This is a genomic window from uncultured Sunxiuqinia sp. (assembly GCF_947495665.1).
Lineage (GTDB): Bacteria > Bacteroidota > Bacteroidia > Bacteroidales > Prolixibacteraceae > Sunxiuqinia > Sunxiuqinia rutila.
Genome location: NZ_CANLZV010000020.1, coordinates 13514 through 32683, shown reverse-complemented (window position 1 = coordinate 32683; position 19170 = coordinate 13514). Strand labels below are relative to the sequence as shown.

General features: G+C 44.1%; 17 protein-coding genes. 6 read left to right on the top strand and 11 right to left on the bottom strand.

The annotated features are described in order from the left end of the window. Positions 1–22: 22 nt before the first annotated feature. Together Q1A18_RS17520 and Q1A18_RS17515 are read left to right on the top strand one after the other, a co-directional pair. A complete protein-coding gene (locus Q1A18_RS17520; protein ID WP_299583783.1) occupies positions 23–1279 on the top strand; it encodes a tail fiber protein in 1257 nt (418 codons plus the stop codon). Further along, positions 1280–2980, top strand: coding sequence for a S8 family serine peptidase (locus Q1A18_RS17515; protein WP_299583780.1), 1701 nt, complete (start codon positions 1280–1282; stop codon positions 2978–2980). Positions 2981–2992: 12 nt separating this feature from the next. On the opposite strand, the gene Q1A18_RS17510 is transcribed toward Q1A18_RS17515, so the two are convergent. The 4 genes from Q1A18_RS17510 to Q1A18_RS17495 form a co-directional block, all read right to left on the bottom strand. Continuing rightward, the gene (locus tag Q1A18_RS17510; protein WP_299583777.1) at positions 2993–3520 is read right to left on the bottom strand and encodes a CIA30 family protein; all 528 of its coding nucleotides are present in this window, start codon (positions 3518–3520) and stop codon (positions 2993–2995) included. 245 nt (positions 3521–3765) lie between these two features. Continuing rightward, positions 3766–4461: a hypothetical protein gene (locus tag Q1A18_RS17505; protein ID WP_299583774.1), complete on the bottom strand. Its 696-nt coding sequence runs from the start codon at positions 4459–4461 to the stop codon at positions 3766–3768. Between the two features lie 192 nt (positions 4462–4653). Beyond that, the gene (locus Q1A18_RS17500; RefSeq protein WP_299583771.1) at positions 4654–5064 is read right to left on the bottom strand and encodes a hypothetical protein; all 411 of its coding nucleotides are present in this window, start codon (positions 5062–5064) and stop codon (positions 4654–4656) included. A gap of 10 nt (positions 5065–5074) precedes the next feature. After that, the gene (locus tag Q1A18_RS17495; protein ID WP_299583768.1) at positions 5075–5398 is read right to left on the bottom strand and encodes a hypothetical protein; all 324 of its coding nucleotides are present in this window, start codon (positions 5396–5398) and stop codon (positions 5075–5077) included. A gap of 126 nt (positions 5399–5524) precedes the next feature. Between Q1A18_RS17495 and pgi the strand changes: the two genes are divergently transcribed. After that, entirely contained in the window at positions 5525–7174 is a 1650-nt protein-coding gene (pgi, locus tag Q1A18_RS17490) for a glucose-6-phosphate isomerase (RefSeq protein WP_299583765.1), read from the top strand. Positions 7175–7232: 58 nt separating this feature from the next. Here the strand turns inward: pgi and Q1A18_RS17485 are convergent, their stop codons facing one another. Together Q1A18_RS17485 and lysS are read right to left on the bottom strand one after the other, a co-directional pair. Beyond that, on the bottom strand, positions 7233–8228 hold the full coding sequence (locus tag Q1A18_RS17485; protein WP_299583763.1) for an NAD(P)H-dependent glycerol-3-phosphate dehydrogenase: 996 nt from the start codon (positions 8226–8228) through the stop codon (positions 7233–7235). Between the two features lie 16 nt (positions 8229–8244). Further along, positions 8245–9966 (bottom strand): lysine--tRNA ligase, encoded by a 1722-nt coding sequence (gene lysS, locus Q1A18_RS17480; RefSeq protein ID WP_299583760.1) that lies wholly within the window; start codon positions 9964–9966, stop codon positions 8245–8247. 304 nt (positions 9967–10270) lie between these two features. Between lysS and recJ the strand changes: the two genes are divergently transcribed. Both recJ and Q1A18_RS17470 read left to right on the top strand, forming a co-directional pair. Then, positions 10271–11992, top strand: coding sequence for a single-stranded-DNA-specific exonuclease RecJ (gene recJ, locus Q1A18_RS17475; protein ID WP_299583757.1), 1722 nt, complete (start codon positions 10271–10273; stop codon positions 11990–11992). A gap of 27 nt (positions 11993–12019) precedes the next feature. After that, entirely contained in the window at positions 12020–13243 is a 1224-nt protein-coding gene (locus Q1A18_RS17470; RefSeq protein ID WP_299583753.1) for a solute carrier family 23 protein, read from the top strand. Positions 13244–13300: 57 nt separating this feature from the next. Here the strand turns inward: Q1A18_RS17470 and Q1A18_RS17465 are convergent, their stop codons facing one another. The 5 genes from Q1A18_RS17465 to purE form a co-directional block, all read right to left on the bottom strand. Beyond that, on the bottom strand, positions 13301–13780 hold the full coding sequence (locus tag Q1A18_RS17465) for a DUF4251 domain-containing protein (protein ID WP_299583751.1): 480 nt from the start codon (positions 13778–13780) through the stop codon (positions 13301–13303). Between the two features lie 132 nt (positions 13781–13912). Then, the gene (locus Q1A18_RS17460) at positions 13913–15040 is read right to left on the bottom strand and encodes a glycerol acyltransferase (protein WP_299583748.1); all 1128 of its coding nucleotides are present in this window, start codon (positions 15038–15040) and stop codon (positions 13913–13915) included. Positions 15041–15086: 46 nt separating this feature from the next. Continuing rightward, positions 15087–17090 carry a helix-hairpin-helix domain-containing protein gene (locus tag Q1A18_RS17455; protein ID WP_299583745.1) on the bottom strand — a complete coding sequence of 668 codons (2004 nt, stop codon included), beginning with the start codon at positions 17088–17090 and terminating at the stop codon, positions 15087–15089. Then, complete coding sequence (locus Q1A18_RS17450) at positions 17087–17902, bottom strand: hypothetical protein (RefSeq protein ID WP_299583742.1); 816 nt, start codon at positions 17900–17902, stop codon at positions 17087–17089. Before Q1A18_RS17450 ends, Q1A18_RS17455 begins: the two co-directional genes overlap by 4 nt. 76 nt (positions 17903–17978) lie before the next feature. Then, the gene (gene purE, locus Q1A18_RS17445; RefSeq protein ID WP_299583739.1) at positions 17979–18485 is read right to left on the bottom strand and encodes a 5-(carboxyamino)imidazole ribonucleotide mutase; all 507 of its coding nucleotides are present in this window, start codon (positions 18483–18485) and stop codon (positions 17979–17981) included. A gap of 107 nt (positions 18486–18592) precedes the next feature. Between purE and hpt the strand changes: the two genes are divergently transcribed. After that, positions 18593–19132, top strand: a complete 540-nt coding sequence (gene hpt, locus Q1A18_RS17440) for a hypoxanthine phosphoribosyltransferase (RefSeq protein WP_299583736.1) — start codon at positions 18593–18595, stop codon at positions 19130–19132. Positions 19133–19170 lie beyond the last annotated feature (38 nt).

Genomic DNA, 19170 nt, shown 5'->3' with positions numbered 1-19170 from the left:
AATTTACTATAACCTTAGCTCTATGAAGAAATCTATACTTCTTGTATTTACAGCACTTTTTGTCAGTTTAAATCTTAATGCACAAGTACCTAATACCTTTAATTACCAAGCCGTATTGCGCGATGCCAGCGGCGGCATCCTTCCCAATCAGCAAGTTGAGATTGGTCTTTCCATCTTGCAAGGAAGCTCCTCCGGAACAGTAATTTTTGCTGAAACCCATACCACCACCACCAATAACTTTGGTTTGGCTAACCTTCAAATCGGGTCCGTGAATGCGGCCGACTTTGCCTCCATTGATTGGTCTAATGGTCCTTTCTTTATTGAAGTCTCTGTTGATGGCTCTGCACTGGGAACCAGCCAGCTGCAAAGTGTTCCTTTTGCATTGCATGCCGGTTCTGTTGAAAACGACCAAGTCGATGATGCCGATGCCGATCCGACCAACGAGCTGCAGCAGTTAACGTTGGAAAACAACCAGCTTTCCATTTCCGGAGGTAATTCTGTAGACCTATCCGCTTTACAAGGTGAAACAGGATCCGACAATCAACAACTGTCTTTGGGCAGTAACAACCAACTCAGCATTAGCAACGGAAACAGTGTTACATTGCCTTATCTTGTAGCAAGCGATGTGAAAGACTCCATTCTGGCCAATCAAGGCAACATTACCATTACCGAAGCACAAATCAGCGACCTGAACCATTTTACCAATGCTGATGAAATCGACCCGGCTTATGCTGCCTCCGTGGCGGCTGATATATCTGCAGATGACACCACCCGCTGGGGAAATAGTTCTTTTCCAACAGGAGTATCTGGAAATTTACTAACTCATGATGGCAACAACTGGATCGCCAAAGATTTAGTTCTCTCCACCAGTAATACAGGGCAAGGAATACCCATTTCAATAGTTCAACCTTCTATAGCCATTAATTACATCATTGCCCTGACGGGAATTTACCCTTCGAGAAGTTTTGAGCCATTTGTCGCCCAAATCTCCATGTTTGGAGGAAATTTTGCGCCAAGAAACTGGGCGTTTTGTGATGGTCAGCTATTGGCTATTAGTTCACACACCGCTCTTTTCAGCCTGCTCGGAACAACCTACGGTGGAGATGGGCGAACCACCTTTGCCTTGCCTGATTTAAGAGGACGCACACCAGTACATGCCGGCAATGGACCTGGCTTATCGCCTCGTGCACTCGGTAGTAAGTTTGGTTCTGAGCAAACCACTTTAACAACGAATAACTTACCCTCACATAACCATACTGTTACGGTTTCTTTTGAATAAATGAATAGATTCATTCACTCTATACTATTTATCCTTATTGCTTCCAGCTCAAACGCTGGAAGCAATAAGGACTCCGCTCAAACTGCTCCGTTAAGTCATTGGGCCATTGAGCTAATGCAATCACCAAAGCTTAAAGCAAGCGGGCAACAACCAATTGTTGTGGCCGTTATTGACGATGGGTTTCTGCTCAGCCACAAAAGTCTGCAAAACTATCTTTTCACCAATGAAAAAGAGATTCCAGGCAATGGTATTGATGATGACAACAACGGATTCATTGATGACTATTGCGGATGGGATGTGTCCGACAACAATGCCAATGTGACTATTCCTCAAAAGGAATACGCAAAATATTATCATGGCACCTTTATTTCGAGTTTGATCACCCAGCTGGCAAGTGCATCTTATGAAGCATCAGGCGAAACAGTTATCAAGATTCTCCCAATAAAGGCTTTATCCGACAACGCCCAAGCAACGTACATCAAGGATGGCTATCGTGGCATTGAATATGCCATGCACATGGGAGCCGATATTATTTGTTGTGCGTGGAGTGGCGGAAGTCCCACTTCCGATGAACAGCAAATCATTAATAAAGCTTTGGCCAAAAATATACTAATCGTAGCAGCAGCCGGCAATATGTACCAGGAAATAGTTGATCCTCCAGCCTCATTCAATGGCGTTTATGCTATAGCCGCCTTAGACACTCTGCTGCAGAAAACACAAAGGTCCAATTATGGTATGGCTGTTGACCTCTCGCTGCCAGGCCAAAAAGTAAGGGCCGCCTACCCTCTGGCTGACAATGCCTGGTTTTACGGGCAAGGGACTTCGGCAGCAACTGGATTGGCAACCGGTTGTGCTGCTATATTGAAGAGTGTGAAGCCCAAAGCAAGACCCTGGGAGATTATGGAAGCCTTGAAAAATACAGCTACGCCTCTTGACAGCCAAAACCGATCATACAGTGGAAAGCTGGGAAGCGGACTTCCGAACTTATTAACAGCTGTTGATTACTTGTTGAATCCGGACAAAAGGTCACTGTTCTTTGCACCTGAGCGACCTGAAGGAGCCATCTACCTTAATAAATCCAACAGCTCCATGGAGTGGACAATCAAACCGGAAGGAACATACCGCTCCGTGGTCATTATTCCGGATCAGCTTAATAAACAAAATGCTCAAAAGACTTTGCGAATCTCATCGCAGGACTCCGTTTACTTCAACGGAAAGATTGAAGGACTCAAAGCAGGGATTAGCATTCAGGGGAGCGAAGCCAGCATTCAGGTTCGTTCACACAAACGAAAAGACTTTCCGAATGGGTTAAAGCTCAATTATTACGTTGAAACCATTGATTCAAGCCGTTTGTTCTGCGATAGCAAAGTTTACCTGGAAGCCAATGAAGGTACCCTGTCAGACAACAGCGGCAATCAGCACTACGCCAACAATAGCACCTGCTCCTGGCAGCTCAGCGCACCGGATAGCAAACGCATTCAATTCAATTTTTCAGAATTCAACACTGAAGCCAAGGTGGATTTTGTGTGGCTGTTTGATGGTGATTATGCTCAGCCATCTAACATTATTGCCAAGTTCTCCGGAAACGATATCCCGCCACAAGTCAGCTCGCGTACCAATCGCGTGTTTATTTGGTTTGTCACTAACAATGAGGGAACTGACAATGGCTGGACACTCGAATTTAAGGGGTTGAAAGAATAGAAAGCGTACGGTTTACTGTACCGTAATTTGATCTAATTCCAATTTGAAGGTTTCGTTCTTCTCATTCCCGATTAGAATAGCGATCTCCTCGATGGAGTCTCCCGCAAAGTTGGGCTCGCTTAATCGTCGTCCACGAAAAGCGGGGTACAACGACGCTAAAGGTATTTCGACAAGCTGCCATTCACCCGAAGTTTGAAAAAAGCCAACATAAGAGAAATAATCGCTTGCCTTTGCTTTAACCCGAAACTGGTACCTTTTGCCATCCCCTTTAAGTCGGATCACCACCTTTTGAAGTTCTTGAATATCGGTGCTGCCCATGCGGTAGCGAACCAAGGAAAAGCCACCGTTATTTTCAAGTGAAACACGCCCTTCAAACACCCCGTTTCCTTCGGTGTTAATGTAAAATAATCCATGTGACTGCCCACCCATGACATCATCGTTAACAACCGTCCAGTCACTTAACTCACTGGTTTTCGAAAAGTCAAAAAGCACCAAGGAATTCGTCATAGTCAAGAAAAATAGCATAATTAAATAAGGCATGATCTCTCATTTTTGGTGGATCATCTCGCTGAGTTTATACTCAAACAGAATGTCTCCTAAAGAACAAGTAGCAATGCCTGAATGTTTGAAGATCAAATAAAAGGCAACTTCTTACACAAGAAAGTCAGATTGTCAAAATGCAAAGAGGGTCTAGCTTTGATAAGCGCCCCCCTCGCTTCCCGGTTATTCAATATGCAACAATTAAGTGCTATCTTCTCAACTTTGCATCACGCGTCATGAACTGACTACTGTCCCATAATCACAGGTGCTAACTCGGCTTTTACCTTCTCATAATCTGCTTCCTCCATTAAGCCCAAATCAAGTAAATCTTTAGCTTCTTTCAGTTTGGCAATGGCCTCATCACGTGTTATGGGTGCATTTAGACTTCTGATTTCACCAGCCAGCACCGCCTTTTCATAATCGACCACTGACATGTACTTATTAATTCCAAAGGCACGTCCATTGGGCTCGCCCAGCAGAATTGTTAAGGCCAAGGGCTTCTTTCTACTTCCTTTGTGTGAAACCTTCATTTCAGCAATCACCACCAACTCTCCTTGCATATTAGCACTGGCATTTTCCGGTGCTTCACCCGCCATCGCATTAAGCACACTTCCAACACCAGCGGGACGCCCCATGATAATCGTAGTAAAGCTATCTCTGGTTCTCGAACGGGCTTTGGCAACGCCTACAGTATTCCCGGCACCAGCCGCAGTCGTCGAGGTTATGCTTCCCGATGGAACTCCAATTACGAGTGTATCTCCCAACTCAAAGACAGAACCGTCCGCTGCTGTATATTTCAAAATTCGAGTATTATTCCGAATTGACCGAAAAACCTCTGAATTTTGACAATCATCAAATGTGAGTGCATTTAATTCATTCTGAGAATAGCATTGAGCAACAATAGCCACAACAGCAATAAAAATGAGATGTAGTTTTTTCATAAGTTATGGTTTTCTTTTTAACTCTACCAAGTTAACAAATCTCTCATAATATTCGCAATATCCAATGAACATATTATATCTAACAATCTATTCCTGCTCTCATAATAAAACAGCCACTTTCGTCAACTGCGAAAGTGGCTTACTATCTTGAACAAAGAGGAGACCCTTCAAGTCGTCCCCTTCAGCTAAAATTTACAGTCTTGTTTCAATCGCTTTGGTAGCTTCTTCAAAACCAGGCTTTTCAAGCAAGGCAAACAAATTCTTTTTGTAAGCCTCTACTCCTGGCTGATCAAATGGATTCACACCCAAGGTATACCCACTTAATCCACTAGCTTTCTCGAAGAAGTAAATCAACTGTCCCAAGTTATGCTCGTTCAGCTGTGGCATCTCAATCTGGATGTTTGGAACACCGCCATCCACATGGGCAAGCATGGTTCCTAACTCAGCCATTTTGTTCACTTCGTCAACCCGTTTTTCTGCCAGGTAATTCAAGCTATCCAGGTTCGCTTCATCCGAAGGGATGCGTACTTCACGATCCGGATTGACTACTGAAATAACCGTTTCAAATAATTTACGCACATCTTCCTGGATGTATTGTCCCATGGAGTGCAAGTCAGAAGTAAAGTAGTTTCCACCACTCCGCAAAATAATGCAGTTTAGGGTTGTAGTTGACCAAAATCTCAATCAACTTTCCGTTTTTGTACAGTTCATTACGAACAACAGCATATTGTGCTGGCAGGTTGTTCTCAAAAGCAACATCTACACCTGAAGCTTTTTCCATGTCAACAGCACCTTGAACCAGTGCCCAAATGTCGAAGCCAGTTACGGCAATAGCCAACAAACCCGGCTGCTGTACGATTTCGCAGCGAAGTTTGTCTGCCAACTGGGATGCAACGCATAAAAGAATTCGTACAGTAGCCGGGACTATTTTCACCAAGAATCAGAAGTTCCTTCCTCACAACACAATCGCCAGGTAGCAGGCCGATATCTTCAATGCTTTTTTTATCTTTGCAGCCATTCATAACTGACGACTCATTTTATTTTTTACAAAAATCTACGGAATATGCTACCAAAAATAAATCCTACAACCACCAAAGCCTGGAAAGCGCTGGAAGCACACTATGCTTCGTTTAAAAACACGCAAATTAAAGACCTGTTTGCCAATGACGCTTCCCGTTTCGAAAAATATAGTTTGAAATTTGAAGATATCCTTTTGGACTATTCAAAAAACCGGTTGGATGACAAAACTTTTTCGCTGTTATTGGAATTGGCCAAAGAATGTGGCTTGAAAGAAGCCATTGACAGTGAATTTTCGGGCCAAAAAATCAATGTAACGGAAGATCGTGCCGTGCTTCATGTCGCTTTGCGCAACCGCAGCAATACGCCCATTATGGTTGATGGCAAAGATGTGATGCCAGAAATCAATGAGGTGCTGGAGCAAATGAAGCAGTTTTCGGAGCGTATCATTTCAGGCGACTGGAAAGGCTACACCGGCAGCCCCATTACTGACATTGTCAATATCGGCATTGGAGGTTCTGACCTGGGCCCCCTGATGGTGGTTGAAGCGCTGAAGCCCTACAAAAAGGAACATATTAACCTGCATTTTGTATCGAATGTAGATGGAACACACATTGCGGAAACATTGAAGTTGGTGAACCCGGAGACGACTTTATTTATTGTGGCCTCGAAAACTTTTACCACACAGGAAACCATGACCAATGCCAACAGTGCAAAAAGCTGGTTCCTAAAGGCGGCAAAAGATGAATCATTCGTAAAGAATCATTTTGTGGCCTTATCAACCAATGCTGAAGCGGTTGCTGCTTTCGGTATTGATACGAAAAACATGTTCCGCTTTTGGGACTGGGTTGGTGGCCGTTATTCAGTTTGGTCGGCCATTGGGTTATCGGTAGCTTGTGCGATTGGCTTCAACAACTATGTCGAGTTTCTGGAAGGTGCTCATGCGATGGATAATCATTTTAAAACGACAGAATTTGATCAGAACATGCCGGTTATCCTGGCGCTTATAGGCATTTGGTACAACAATTTCTACGGTGCCGAAACAGAAGCCATCCTGCCCTACGATCAATACATGCACCGCTTTTCGGCTTATTTTCAGCAAGGCAACATGGAAAGCAACGGAAAATATGTCGATCGAAATGGCGAAACCGTGAATTACCAAACCGGCCCAATTATCTGGGGTGAACCCGGCACCAATGGTCAGCATGCCTTTTACCAGTTGATCCACCAGGGAACCAAGTTAATTCCCTGCGACTTCCTGGCACCGGCCATTAGTCAGAACCAAATCGGAGATCATCATCCCAAGTTGCTGGCCAACTTCTTCGCCCAAACCGAAGCCATGATGGTGGGAAAATCCGAAGAACAGGTTGTTGCAGAATTGAAAGCGACCGGAAAATCAGAGGATGAAATCCAGGCTTTGAAGAACTTTAAAATCTTCCAGGGCAACATCCCAACCAACTCCATTCTGTTTAAAAAACTGACGCCGCACACGCTGGGTGCGCTGGTAGCCATGTATGAACACAAGATCTTTGTACAGGGAATCATCTGGAATATATACAGTTTCGACCAGTGGGGCGTGGAATTGGGCAAGCAACTGGCCAATAACATTCTTCCTGAGTTAACGAATGAGGAAATGATTATCAGCCATGATGCATCCACCAATGGATTGATCAATGCCTATAAGAAAATGCGATAGCATATTTCTCAAAATAATTAAAAAGAGGTATTCCTGGCGGAGTACCTCTTTTTTTCGATTATCTTAATTTATGGGTCAATTGTCGAATTTCAATAGCCGGAGGCACATTCCCATACAAAATGTTATAAACAGCCGTACAGATAGGCATCTTTACTTTATAATGTTCGTTAATCTCATAGATCGACTTGGTTGCATAATAGCCTTCAGCCACCATGTGCATTTCAATTTGGGCAGTGCGGGTGGTATATCCCTTACCAATCATCGCACCAAAGGTCCGGTTACGCGAAAATTGGGAATAGGTTGTCACCAGCAAATCGCCCAGGTAAGCCGAGCTTTTAATGTCGCGGGTAATTGGATGCACCTTATCCACAAAGCGTTTAATTTCCTGAATGGCATTAGCTACCAGTACCGCCTGGAAGTTGTCACCATAGCGCAGCCCATGGACAATTCCAGAGGCAATCGCAATAATATTTTTCAGCACCGCAGCATATTCGGTCCCAAAGATATCATCTGACACATTTGTCCGGATGTACTCGCAGTTAAGCTTTTCGGCAAAATCGCAGGCCCTTTTCACATCGGGGCAGGCAATGGTGAGGTACGACAAGCGCTCCAAGGCCACCTCTTCGGCATGGCAAGGCCCGGTAACCACCCCCACCCGGTCAAAAGGCAACTTAAATGAATCGTGCAGGTATTGCCCGACAATCTGGTTGACCTCCGGCACAATTCCCTTGATGGCCGAAACCACAAATTTATTCCGGATATCAACAGTCAAGTCCTCCAAGGCCTTGTGAAGGAAAGCCGAAGGAATAGTCAAAACCAAAATGTCAGAGGCCTCAACAATTGCGTTTATATCATCGAAAAAGGTAATTCGGCTGGTATCAAACTCAACCCCTCGTAAATAATTGGGGTTATGCTGGAACCGCTTAAACTGTTCTATATTATCGGCGCTGCGAAAATACCAGTTAATCCCATCTACATTATTCAGGAGAATCTTCGCCAAAGCTGTTGCCCAGCTTCCGCTTCCCACTATGGCTATTTTTGGTGCTGAATTCATAATTAAACAACTTTAGCTACGAAAGCCATTGCTTAACATCATCCATTGATGGATTTGTCAGCCCAAGTTTATTCTTTTTGTTATAACCACAAAGGTCGTTGAAAAATTTTCCGGCTTTGACTTCTTTCAAAGCCTCGGTTTTTTGAAAGCCTATTTTACGAACTACAGGGACCCATTCGGCTGGAACCCCCATTTCAATAAACTTTTCATCAGAGTCGGCTTCTGATTTTTTCTCCGGTTTCATTTGCGGGAAGAACAGCACATCCTGAATCGACATGTTATTTGTCATAAACATGGTCAAGCGGTCAATACCAATTCCCATACCTGATGTTGGAGGCATCCCATATTCCAGAGAACGTAAGAAGTCCTGGTCGATAAACATCGCTTCATCATCCCCTTTCTCCGAGAGCTTCATCTGGTCTTCAAAACGTTCGCGTTGATCAATCGGGTCGTTCAACTCAGAGTAGGCATTGGCCAGCTCTTTCCCATTGACCATCAACTCAAAGCGTTCGGTCAGTTCCGGATTGTCGCGGTGCTTTTTCGTCAGCGGCGACATTTCTACCGGGTAATCGGTAATAAAGGTTGGTTGAATGTAATGGTGTTCGCACTTCTCGCCAAACAACTCATCAATCAGCTTTCCTTTCCCCATACTTGGGTCAGTCTCAATATCGAGTGCTTTGCAAATCTCGCGTAATTCTTCTTCAGTTTTACCGTCAATATCATAACCAGTATGCTCCAAAATAGCTTCGCGCATGGTTACCCTTGGGTAAGGACGTTTGAAGTCAATCAGTTTATCACCTACCTGAAGTTCTGTTTTACCATGTAAAGCCAAAGCCACACGCTCAACCATTTCTTCGGTAAAGTTCATCATCCATTTGTAGTCCTTATAAGCCACATAAATTTCCATGGCTGTAAACTCCGGATTATGAGTGCGGTCCATACCTTCGTTCCGGAAATCTTTGGCAAACTCATAAACCCCATCAAAACCACCTACAATCAGACGTTTCAGATAAAGCTCATTGGCAATCCGAAGGTAAAGCGGAATGTTTAAGCTGTTGTGGTGCGTAATAAACGGACGAGCAGCAGCTCCTCCGGGAATAGCCTGCAAAATCGGTGTTTCCACCTCCAGGTATCCGCGTTCGTTAAACATTTCACGCATGGTATTGATGATCTTTGTCCGTTTGATGAAAGTATCTTTCACCTGAGGATTCACCACCAAATCGACATAACGTTGACGATAGCGTTGTTCCGGGTCGGTAAAGGCATCATAGGTTTTGCCCTCTTTTTCTTTCACAATCGGTAGCGGACGCAGCGATTTTCCAAGCACAGTAAATTCTTTTACATGAATGGATTTTTCGCCTACCTGGGTAACAAAAGCGAAGCCTTTAACCCCAATAATGTCGCCAATATCCAACAGTTTTTTAAAGACCTCGTTGTAGAGGGTTTTATCTTCATCAGGACAAATTTCGTCCCGGTTAAAGTACATCTGAATTCGTCCGGTATCATCTTGCAGTTCGGCGAATGAAGCTTTTCCCATAATCCGTCGACTCATGATACGACCAGCCAACACAACTTCCTGATAGTTCCCCTTTTCGGGGTCAAAGTTGGCTTTTATCTCTGATGCCTTGGCATTCACAGGATACTCTTCAGCCGGATAGGGCTCTATTCCTAACTCACGTAATTTTGCCAGTGAATTTCTACGGATCACTTCCTGTTCGCTAAGCTCTGCTATACTCATGGATACGATTCTATTTGAAAGATTTCGTTAAAAATTTTGTGCAAAGATAACAAAGAAATGTTTAATCGTTGCCAAAGTCGTTTCCAAACTAAAGAGAACATAATCAACCGCTTGGGATTTCATGGTTCTGTTGATAATTTTCTAATAAGTCTAATGATTTGAATGGTTGAAATTTAGATTCAAAACCATCCCGTCTGTTAACAGAATATCAACTAATGGCTTTCTTTTTCTTTCCAGATCAAAGCGCATTGCTTATCTTTGAGCAATTAAAATCGCGCACATAAAACGAGGCAGAAGCAACAGAATGGATAAAATCTGGAACATTAAAACACAAGGTGAAGTCAATGTTATCAAACATCTATCTGCTGCCCTCAATGTGAACATGGTCATAGCCAATCTTTTGGCACAACGAGGCATTACTTCCTACGACGAAGCCAAGTCGTTTTTCCGTCCCCGCTTAACCGACCTTCATGATCCCTTTCTGATGAAAGATATGGACAAAGCTGTTGAACGGCTGGAACAAGCTATTCTTAATCAGGAGAAAGTGATGATTTATGGCGATTATGATGTTGATGGGACCACTTCTGTAGCACTAATGTACCAGTTTCTGCGCAACCGGATTAAAGAACTGGATTACTACATTCCGGACCGCTACTCGGAGGGCTACGGGATTTCGCCTCAGAGTATTGATTATGCTTCGGAACAAAAAGTCACCCTGGTAATTGTACTTGACTGCGGGATTAAAGCCGTAGAAAAAATTCAAAATGCCAAAGAACGAGGCATTGATTTTATCATCTGCGATCACCACAATCCGGATGAAGTTATTCCCAATGCCGTTGCAGTTCTCGACCCCAAACGCCCCGACTGCCCCTATCCCTACAAAGAACTTTCGGGCTGCGGTGTCGGATTCAAACTGCTTCAGGCCTACACCCAAAAAAACGATGTTCCTATTGTAGAGCTCTACGACCTACTTGACATGGTCGTGGTCAGCATCGCATCCGACATTGTTCCGGTTACCGGCGAAAACCGCGTGCTGGCCTATTACGGACTACGCAAACTGAACAACAACCCCAGTCTCGGGCTTAAAACGATCATTCAGCTTTCCGGACTTGTTGGACAAGACATTTCGGTAAGTGATATCGTTTTCAAGATTGGCCCGCGACTGAATGCGTCCGGACGGATAGAGCACGGCAAAAAATCGGTGGCAATTCTCGTGGTTACTGATGAAGAAGAAGCCATTGAGCTGGGCAACGAAATCAACTCGTACAACGAAATCCGGAAAACACTGGATCGTGACATCACCCAGGAAGCACTGGACATGATTGCCCACGACCCCAACCAGGAAGCACGAAAAGCAACGGTACTGTACAACCGTGACTGGCATAAAGGGGTGGTTGGGATTGTTGCCAGTCGCCTGACAGAACATCACTATCGCCCCACAATCATTCTGACAGAAAGCAACGGGATGGCTACCGGATCGGCCCGATCGGTGAAAGATTTTGATTTGTATGAAGCCATTGGCTCTTGCAGTGACCTGCTCGAATCCTATGGCGGGCATATGTACGCAGCCGGCTTAACCATGAAAATTGACAATATTCCTGCCTTTACCCGACGGTTTGAAGAAATTGTAGCCCGGTCGATCACCGAACAACAGCAAACTGAAATGATTGAGGTCGATGCTAAGATTCAGCTTTCAGAAATCACCCCAAAATTTTACCGGGTGCTCAAACAATTTGCGCCGTTTGGCCCGCATAATATGACACCCCTTTTTGTTACTGAAAACGTACTGGACAGTGGCACGAGTCGCTGCGTAGGCCGTCAGCAGGAACACCTAAAACTGGATTTGGTGGAACCAACAGGCAATTCTTCCGTATTCCCGGCAATTGCTTTCAACCAAGCCGATCATTACGAAGCCATTAGCCAAGGCATGCCTTTTGACATTTGCTACTCCATTGCTGAAAATGAATTCCGGGGCAAAACAAACATCCAATTGTACATTCGCGACATCTCCGCAAAATTATATTAATTCAAATACAATTATTTCAAGTAGATTATGAACCTGAAAAAGAAAGAGAACCAAAATCAATTCACGGGCAGTAATATGGTTTTGGGCGTACAATTTTTGTTTGTTGCTTTTGGAGCAACCGTTCTTGTTCCACTTCTGGTAGGAATTGATCCGTCCGTTGCGCTGTTTACTGCCGGTATCGGAACCTTAATCTTTCACGTCATCACCAAAGGCATGGTCCCTGTTTATCTGGGCAGTAGTTTTGCCTTTATTGCCCCGATAATCGAAGCCACCAGACTGTATGGCTTACCCGGAACCTTTTCCGGAATCATTGCAGTAGGTGTAGTTTATACAATCGTTTCAGCCATCGTTAAATGGCGTGGCATCAAACTTATTGAACGTCTCTTTCCAGCCACTGTTGTTGGACCGGTCATCATGATTATTGGTTTATCTTTGGCAAGTGCCGGTGTTGATATGGCTAAAACCCACTGGGGAATTGCAAGTATCAGCTTAGCAACGGCCATCATTGTTGTGGTTTTTACCAAAGGACTAATCAAACTCATTCCTATCTTTATTGGAATTGTTGCCGGCTACCTTTCCGGTCTGGCTTTTGGTGTCATCGACTTCACTCCCATCAAAGAAGCGGCTTGGTTCAGTCTGCCCGCATTCGTCACCCCTCAATTAAGCTGGGGAGCTATTTTGTATATGATTCCTGTTGCTGTGGCTCCTATCATCGAGCACGTGGGTGATATGTATGCTATTGGGGGTGTGGCTAATAAAAACTTCATTGAAAAACCAGGTTTGCACCGCACCCTGCTGGGCGATGGTATTGCAACCGGACTGGCCGGAATGGTTGGCGGTGTACCCAACACCACTTACTCGGAAGTTACCGGAGCAATTGCACTGACCAAAGTTACCAATCCTTTCGTATTGAGAGTTTCGGCTGTAACCGCCATCGTATTTTCCTTAATCGGTAAAATTAGTGGTATCCTAAAAACCATTCCACAAGCTGTTTTAGGCGGCATTATGCTGTTGCTATTCGGTTTGATTGCTTCAGTAGGTATCAAAACACTTATCGACTCGAAAGTTGACTTGGGAAAAATCAGAAATCAAGTGGTTGTTTCACTCGTGTTAACCGTAGGAATTGGAGGAGCAGCGATATCATGGGGTAATTTCTCTCTTGCGGGCATCGGCCTTGCTGCCGTGGTTGGCATTTTGCTTAACCTGATTTTGCCCGGTGAAGCAAAAGAAGTAAACGTTGAAAACGACTAAGATTCGTTTACAATTATATGAATTCATAAAAAAAGGCAGGTTTCAACCTGCCTTTTTTTATTCTTCCAGCCCCTCAATGATTCCGTAATAACTAACGGACTGTCGTCTGTTTGACGAGATATTCATGCTGGCATATCCACTTTCCCCAGCATGAATGTAAATTTTGTAAGTATCCTTGGTGGTATCCACCTGAATTCGAAGTTCAATCATTTTCTTCTTTTCATTCACTTCGATCTCGTAGGATTTTGCTTGCTCTTTAAACTTAATGCCTCCTTCCGTACTTCCATAGTCGGACTGATAGGCCCGTCCATAAAAGGGAAGCCAGGCTTCCACCTCAGAACTGTCAACAACCAGATCATAAGAAGATGTTAAATTTATGGTGGCACCGCTCATCGGTGTAACCGACCTGGCTGTAAACTTAAACTGCTTGCTCTCTATCAATTGCCGGATTGTTTTCTCCGTGCTTTGTGCATCCTGCGCTGACACATATCCAAATGCCAGAAAAAATGCATAAAAAAGAAAAACGAATCGTTTCATAATAAAAACCCTTTCTTTTAAAACCAGTTAGCACCTATCAAAATGAATGCCAGAGTTGTAAAAGAAAGGATCTTTAACATTTTGGACGAACCTACTCCGCCCAATAACAAAATAACAGGCTATTTCTCTTGCCTATTTTTCAGCATTTAATACGGGGTTCGCATACATTTGCATGAACAGCTCTTGCTGGCGTTTTGGGTCGCCTTCCCCGATTGTCTTTACCAAATCCTCAAGCAGTTCTGAGAATTTCTCACGCGTGGCATCATCTACTTTGTCCGCATGTTCTGTTTTGCCATTCAACAGATCGGCAGCCAGGTAGTTGTTGGGCCAAAGCTTGTAGTTCCGGTAAATGCGCAAATCAATGTAGCTGGCCAACTGCTGAATGCTCTCATTCACCGTTTCGGCTTTAGCAAACTCGTCCAGCGGAGCATCAATAGGCTTTCCAAAAGCAAAATGTACACGTCCTTTCGGGCGGGTCAATCCAAAGGCCATACTCTTCATATCATCAGCCTGTGTTTTCTCAAACCCGGAGCACTCGCGTTTATAAAGCTCCTCAACTTTTGAAATTCCACAGGGTTCACGCTCGTATGAAATGGAAAGAGGTACAATCTGTAATTCGCGGAAACCTTCAACAAAACTCTTGTCATTACTCAGGTTCAGCATTTTCAACAAGGCCTGCTGCGTTTGATCAAAACCATCTTTGGTTCTTCCTTCGCGCTGCGCAATCCATACTGACCGATTGCGTTTGGTCACCGCTTCCCGAATGTAATTGGACAGCTTTTTCGAGGCTACCAATAGCTCACGCGCCGGCAGGTTACGCTTAACCACAAAAGCCCGGTTCAGTTTTACTGCGTGGACAATCCAATCATAAATTAACAGGTTATTACCAATGGCAACTTCTGTTGTATTCATCCCTGCATTAACAATGATGTAGTTCAGAATAGCCGAATCGAGAATAATATCCCGATGATTTGAGATAAACAAATAACTCTTCGACAGATCCAATCGATCCAAACCACTCCAGCTGATTCCGCTGGTTGTTTTATCAATGATCCAGTCTTTGATGAGCGTGTACATGAAAGTCTTCTGCAGTTCCTCAACACTCTCAATTTTAGAGAGCATTTGTTTTGCAGCTTCCCGCTCCTTTTCATCGTGGAAGATAAACTGAAGTACTTGCTGGAAAACATTATCCTTCAGCAGTACGTTGATGTAGTGATTGACTTCGTGGTCATCATAAGGCCGTATATCGTCGTAGCTCATTTTCGCTCCAATCCTTTGGTTTGGCGGCAAAGATATAAAATGCAACTCAAAACTTGAATCTTAACTGAAATTTAACCTCTGTTCGCTGATTTCCATCAATCTTACTATTGCCACTACCAATGCTGTTTACACCAAGAAGCCAGCTCCTTGAAGCTTTCATCCAGGCTTCAATATTTTCACATATTTTAACTTTTCCGTTCATGTAAAAGCGAATGCCTTCCCCATAAAAAGCAGGAACGGCGAACTGGTAGAGCAAATCATTTTCGTAAGCATATATCCGCGAATCATAGTTATCTATCTTAAAATAAGCCAATCTCAACCACCAATTGGTTGTATTCGGCTTGTTTTTATATCCTAAATCCTGAAAGACTAACCAACCTTCCGCGTTTTGATCATGCTGATACCAAGCCCACTCCATCCGGCTTTTTAGCAAGAAACGTTCACCCACAGCTCCATTCAGCTGCACGCGAAGTTTTTGTCGTGTCTGATCCAGATTCATTTTAGTGTAGGTTCCCGAAACCTTAACAGGCTTGCACTCCCTAAAATAGCGACTGTAAATATCCCATCGGTCCGAGAGCTTATAATTCGCCTGCACCAGGTATTCTCTTCCTCGTGCCGGTGCTGCCGTGGTGTATTTTACCCATTGGTGTTGAAAAAAATCGGCATACATGCGTAAGCTAAGTTTGGCTGCAGGCCGAATCACCAGCCCCAGGTAAATCCCCTGTTCATCATTAACCTGGCTTCCTTCGGTAAAAGAGCCGGCCAGCGGTGCCTGATACTTTTTACTGATGTTGCGATAAACCATAGCATATTCAACCGCATCTGCCGGACTGGCTTGTAGCCCATGCATGGTAGCCAATCCCCCTCCCGAAGACCAGGCAGCTTCGCCAAAGAAATAATACCGGTTCATGCCCCATTGATAGTTTAAACCAGCATTGCTCAGCTGCTTTCCTTCAAAATAGAACAAATTGTAATCAGCCGGTCTTCGTGCCAACGGCAACTCATAACGAAAATGAACCGCTGAAAGCCCGATCGAAAAGCGTTCAGCCGCATACGTTAAGTTCGTTCCTGTAGTCAGTCCCTCAACAGAATTTTTATCCTCAATTTCGCTGGCAGTGCGATGCAAGCCCGATGACTGAAAAGACGTAAAAACCGCTTCCCCGTCAATACTGTCCCGATTCGCATCAAAACTCTTATACGACACAAAAGTATGCCACGTCCAATCTCGAATTGAAAAGCGGGCAGCTGCTCCACGCAAAAAGTTATTCTCATCGGTGGAAGAATAGCTGCGTATACCCTGATTGAACTTGGCCACTTGGCTCACTTCAGCTGATTTTGAAAGCGAGAATCCCTGCCAGGCCGTCAACCCTTGTCCAAAGCGTACCAGGTAATCACCTAAAAACACCTGGTGCTTACCTTGACCCAAGGTAATAGCTGCGAAAGCACTGTAGTAATCAAACCCATAAGGGTTAGCCCCACTGAAAAATGATTCACCGGCATCCTTCTCTGAGGTTAAACCGGCAGCAAGCCCGGGTGACGAAAATCGGTAACGTAAATATAACTTTTCAGGCGATCCTTCATATTTCGCGGGTTCCCGAAAGCCTTTTTGTGTTTCAACCAATCGAATGGCCCGCAGCATAAGTTCTTGTCTTGCCCCAAAGCTTGCCGGCTCATAGGCTTCCTCCCCAAACATCACAAAAACCTGCAAAAGCTGAATCAATTCCGGGTCAAATCCCTCCATTGCATTCAGTTCAAACGGCGAATAGATTGGCCCATATTCTTCCCGATATTCCAGCAGCTGATCAATTTGTAAGGTGGATAAAAAATAGAGCCGTTGAAAATCCTCCCGTCCGGCCTGATTGATATTCAGAGGATGCTCCTGCAACCATTCAAGTTCACTCCACAGTTGCTCCACATCCGCATTTTCATTCTCTTCCAGTACACTCGCCACCAGTTCCTCCAATTGCGACTGAAGATCAACGCCTGTGGTTTGAGCTCCTAAACTCCATGCCAACAACACCGCCAACAACGTTATAAGTATTCTTTTCATGGTAATTGATAGTAAATTGAAAATGAAGGCGAGTATCCTAAATACTGATGGTAGCTAAACGTCAGGTCTGTCTGGATCCCTTTAAGAGAATAGCCCACTCCCATCGAAAACAACGACCATTGCGTTTCGATTCCCACACGCAACTGGAGTTGTTTTTTAAGCTGCAATTCCATGCCAGAGCTCACTCCAAGTGCCTGCTCCCCGTGCTTTTTGAGTTCGAAGGCCACCAAAAGCAGGTTGTCAAAAGTTTTGTGGGCACCCAGGCGAAGTACCATGGGATAATCAAGTTCAAGATGTAAGTCCTCAACAGCCAACTCGTGAGGATTAAAAACCTGAGCACCGAGCCAAAAGTCATCAGCCAGCTGATATTGCGCCCCCAAATCAGCGATTACAGTAGTCGCTCGCTGCCGGTTTTCAGGCAATTTCAAACTAAAATAATGAAACTGAACTGCCGCAGAGAAGCGGGAAGAAAGGCGTTTAGCCACCCCAAGGGAAAGTTTATCTTCATGATAGTCAGACGCTCCGAATTGGGAAAAAGAGCCCCCAAAGTTCGTTTGCCCAACAGGCAGCAGCAAAAATGCGGAGCGTATACTCAATTCACTCAGCATAAACCGGTTCTCATACTGCGCGCCAAAAGCCATCGTTGTTTCACTGGCAAAGCCGGCAGGATTTGAGAAAACCGCAAGCGGAGACTGCAAACTCACGCTGGCATTCCCCAGGGAGCGGAACCTGGCAGGAATACGAAAGAGCTCCTGTGCGCTCCCAGTCCTGACAAGCAAAACGAATATGACAAAAACCAAAGTTCTAATCATAACAAAAGGGTGTAAATAATACACCCTTAAGCCACAAGCATCTTCAAGTTACAAAAAATATAACTTAATGCAAATACTAATTCGTTTTGAACTTGTACTTTACTTCCGATAAGTCCTGGTTGGCTTTTACAATTTTCTCTTTCAAATCGCTTTTGTATGCCACCAAACGCTCCATCAATGCGGCATCACCCAGCGCCATCATCTGGATAGCCAGAATACCTGCATTTTGAGCACCATTAATAGCCACCGTAGCTACAGGAATTCCGGGAGGCATTTGTACAATTGCCAATAAGGCATCCATACCGTCCAAACTTGCTTTAATAGGCACACCGATAACCGGTAGCGGAGTCATTGAAGCAATAACCCCCGGCAAGTGGGCAGCCATTCCTGCTCCTGCAATAATGACCTGCACTCCGCGGTCTTTCGCACTCTTTGTAAAACGCTCTACTTCTTCCGGAGTCCGGTGAGCGGATAAGGCATTTATTTCAAAAGGAATCTCGAACTCATCTAAAATTTTCGCTGCTTTCTCCATTACTTCCAAGTCCGAAGTACTTCCCATGATGATACTAACTTTCGCTTCCATCTTTTCAATTAATTTTTGTTTCTTTGTACTTTTTAATTTCAGAGCTAAAATAATTGAAAATATACAGATTTGAAACTCATCTTTCCATTAACGAAAAAAACAACCAAATGAGTAACATAAAGATCTTAGATAAGGAATTTGAATTATTCATTCCCTATGAAAAAATTCGGTCAGTAATTGAAGATATGGCCGATAAAATGAATGAAACTTTAGTAGGGAAAAATCCCTTGTTCTTGTGCATCCTCAATGGCTCATTCATGTTTGCCGCCGAAGTTTTTAAACGCATTTCCCTGTTAGACGCTGAAATTTCATTTGTGAAATTGGCCTCTTACTCCGGAACTCAAACAACCGGCGAAGTTAAAGAGTTGATTGGTTTGAATGAGAGTTTGGAAGGAAGAACTGTCATTATTTTGGAAGATATTGTTGATTCAGGAATCACGATTGACAATACGGTCAAGCAACTTCAAGCTATGAATCCAGCAGAGATTCAGGTGGCCACCATGCTTTTAAAACCAGATGCCCTGGTAAAAGATGTCAAACTGGACTATGTGGGTATTGAAATCCCCAATGACTTTATTGTAGGTTATGGCCTGGATTACGACGGGCGCGGCCGTAACTTGATTGACATCTTTAAAGTGGTGGAATAACAGCAGCATACACTAAAAACCCAAAATATACACATTAG

Coding starts and splice junctions, on each gene's coding strand:
- Q1A18_RS17520 (WP_299583783.1), top strand. CDS start 23: ATGAAGAAATCTATACTTCTTGTATTTACAGCACTTTTTGTCAGTTTA.
- Q1A18_RS17515 (WP_299583780.1), top strand. CDS start 1,280: ATGAATAGATTCATTCACTCTATACTATTTATCCTTATTGCTTCCAGC.
- Q1A18_RS17510 (WP_299583777.1), bottom strand. CDS start 3,520: ATGCCTTATTTAATTATGCTATTTTTCTTGACTATGACGAATTCCTTG.
- Q1A18_RS17505 (WP_299583774.1), bottom strand. CDS start 4,461: ATGAAAAAACTACATCTCATTTTTATTGCTGTTGTGGCTATTGTTGCT.
- Q1A18_RS17500 (WP_299583771.1), bottom strand. CDS start 5,064: ATGGGACAATACATCCAGGAAGATGTGCGTAAATTATTTGAAACGGTT.
- pgi (WP_299583765.1), top strand. CDS start 5,525: ATGCTACCAAAAATAAATCCTACAACCACCAAAGCCTGGAAAGCGCTG.
- Q1A18_RS17485 (WP_299583763.1), bottom strand. CDS start 8,228: ATGAATTCAGCACCAAAAATAGCCATAGTGGGAAGCGGAAGCTGGGCA.
- lysS (WP_299583760.1), bottom strand. CDS start 9,966: ATGAGTATAGCAGAGCTTAGCGAACAGGAAGTGATCCGTAGAAATTCA.
- recJ (WP_299583757.1), top strand. CDS start 10,271: ATGGATAAAATCTGGAACATTAAAACACAAGGTGAAGTCAATGTTATC.
- Q1A18_RS17470 (WP_299583753.1), top strand. CDS start 12,020: ATGAACCTGAAAAAGAAAGAGAACCAAAATCAATTCACGGGCAGTAAT.
- Q1A18_RS17465 (WP_299583751.1), bottom strand. CDS start 13,780: ATGAAACGATTCGTTTTTCTTTTTTATGCATTTTTTCTGGCATTTGGA.
- Q1A18_RS17460 (WP_299583748.1), bottom strand. CDS start 15,040: ATGAGCTACGACGATATACGGCCTTATGATGACCACGAAGTCAATCAC.
- Q1A18_RS17455 (WP_299583745.1), bottom strand. CDS start 17,090: ATGAAAAGAATACTTATAACGTTGTTGGCGGTGTTGTTGGCATGGAGT.
- Q1A18_RS17450 (WP_299583742.1), bottom strand. CDS start 17,902: ATGATTAGAACTTTGGTTTTTGTCATATTCGTTTTGCTTGTCAGGACT.
- purE (WP_299583739.1), bottom strand. CDS start 18,485: ATGGAAGCGAAAGTTAGTATCATCATGGGAAGTACTTCGGACTTGGAA.
- hpt (WP_299583736.1), top strand. CDS start 18,593: ATGAGTAACATAAAGATCTTAGATAAGGAATTTGAATTATTCATTCCC.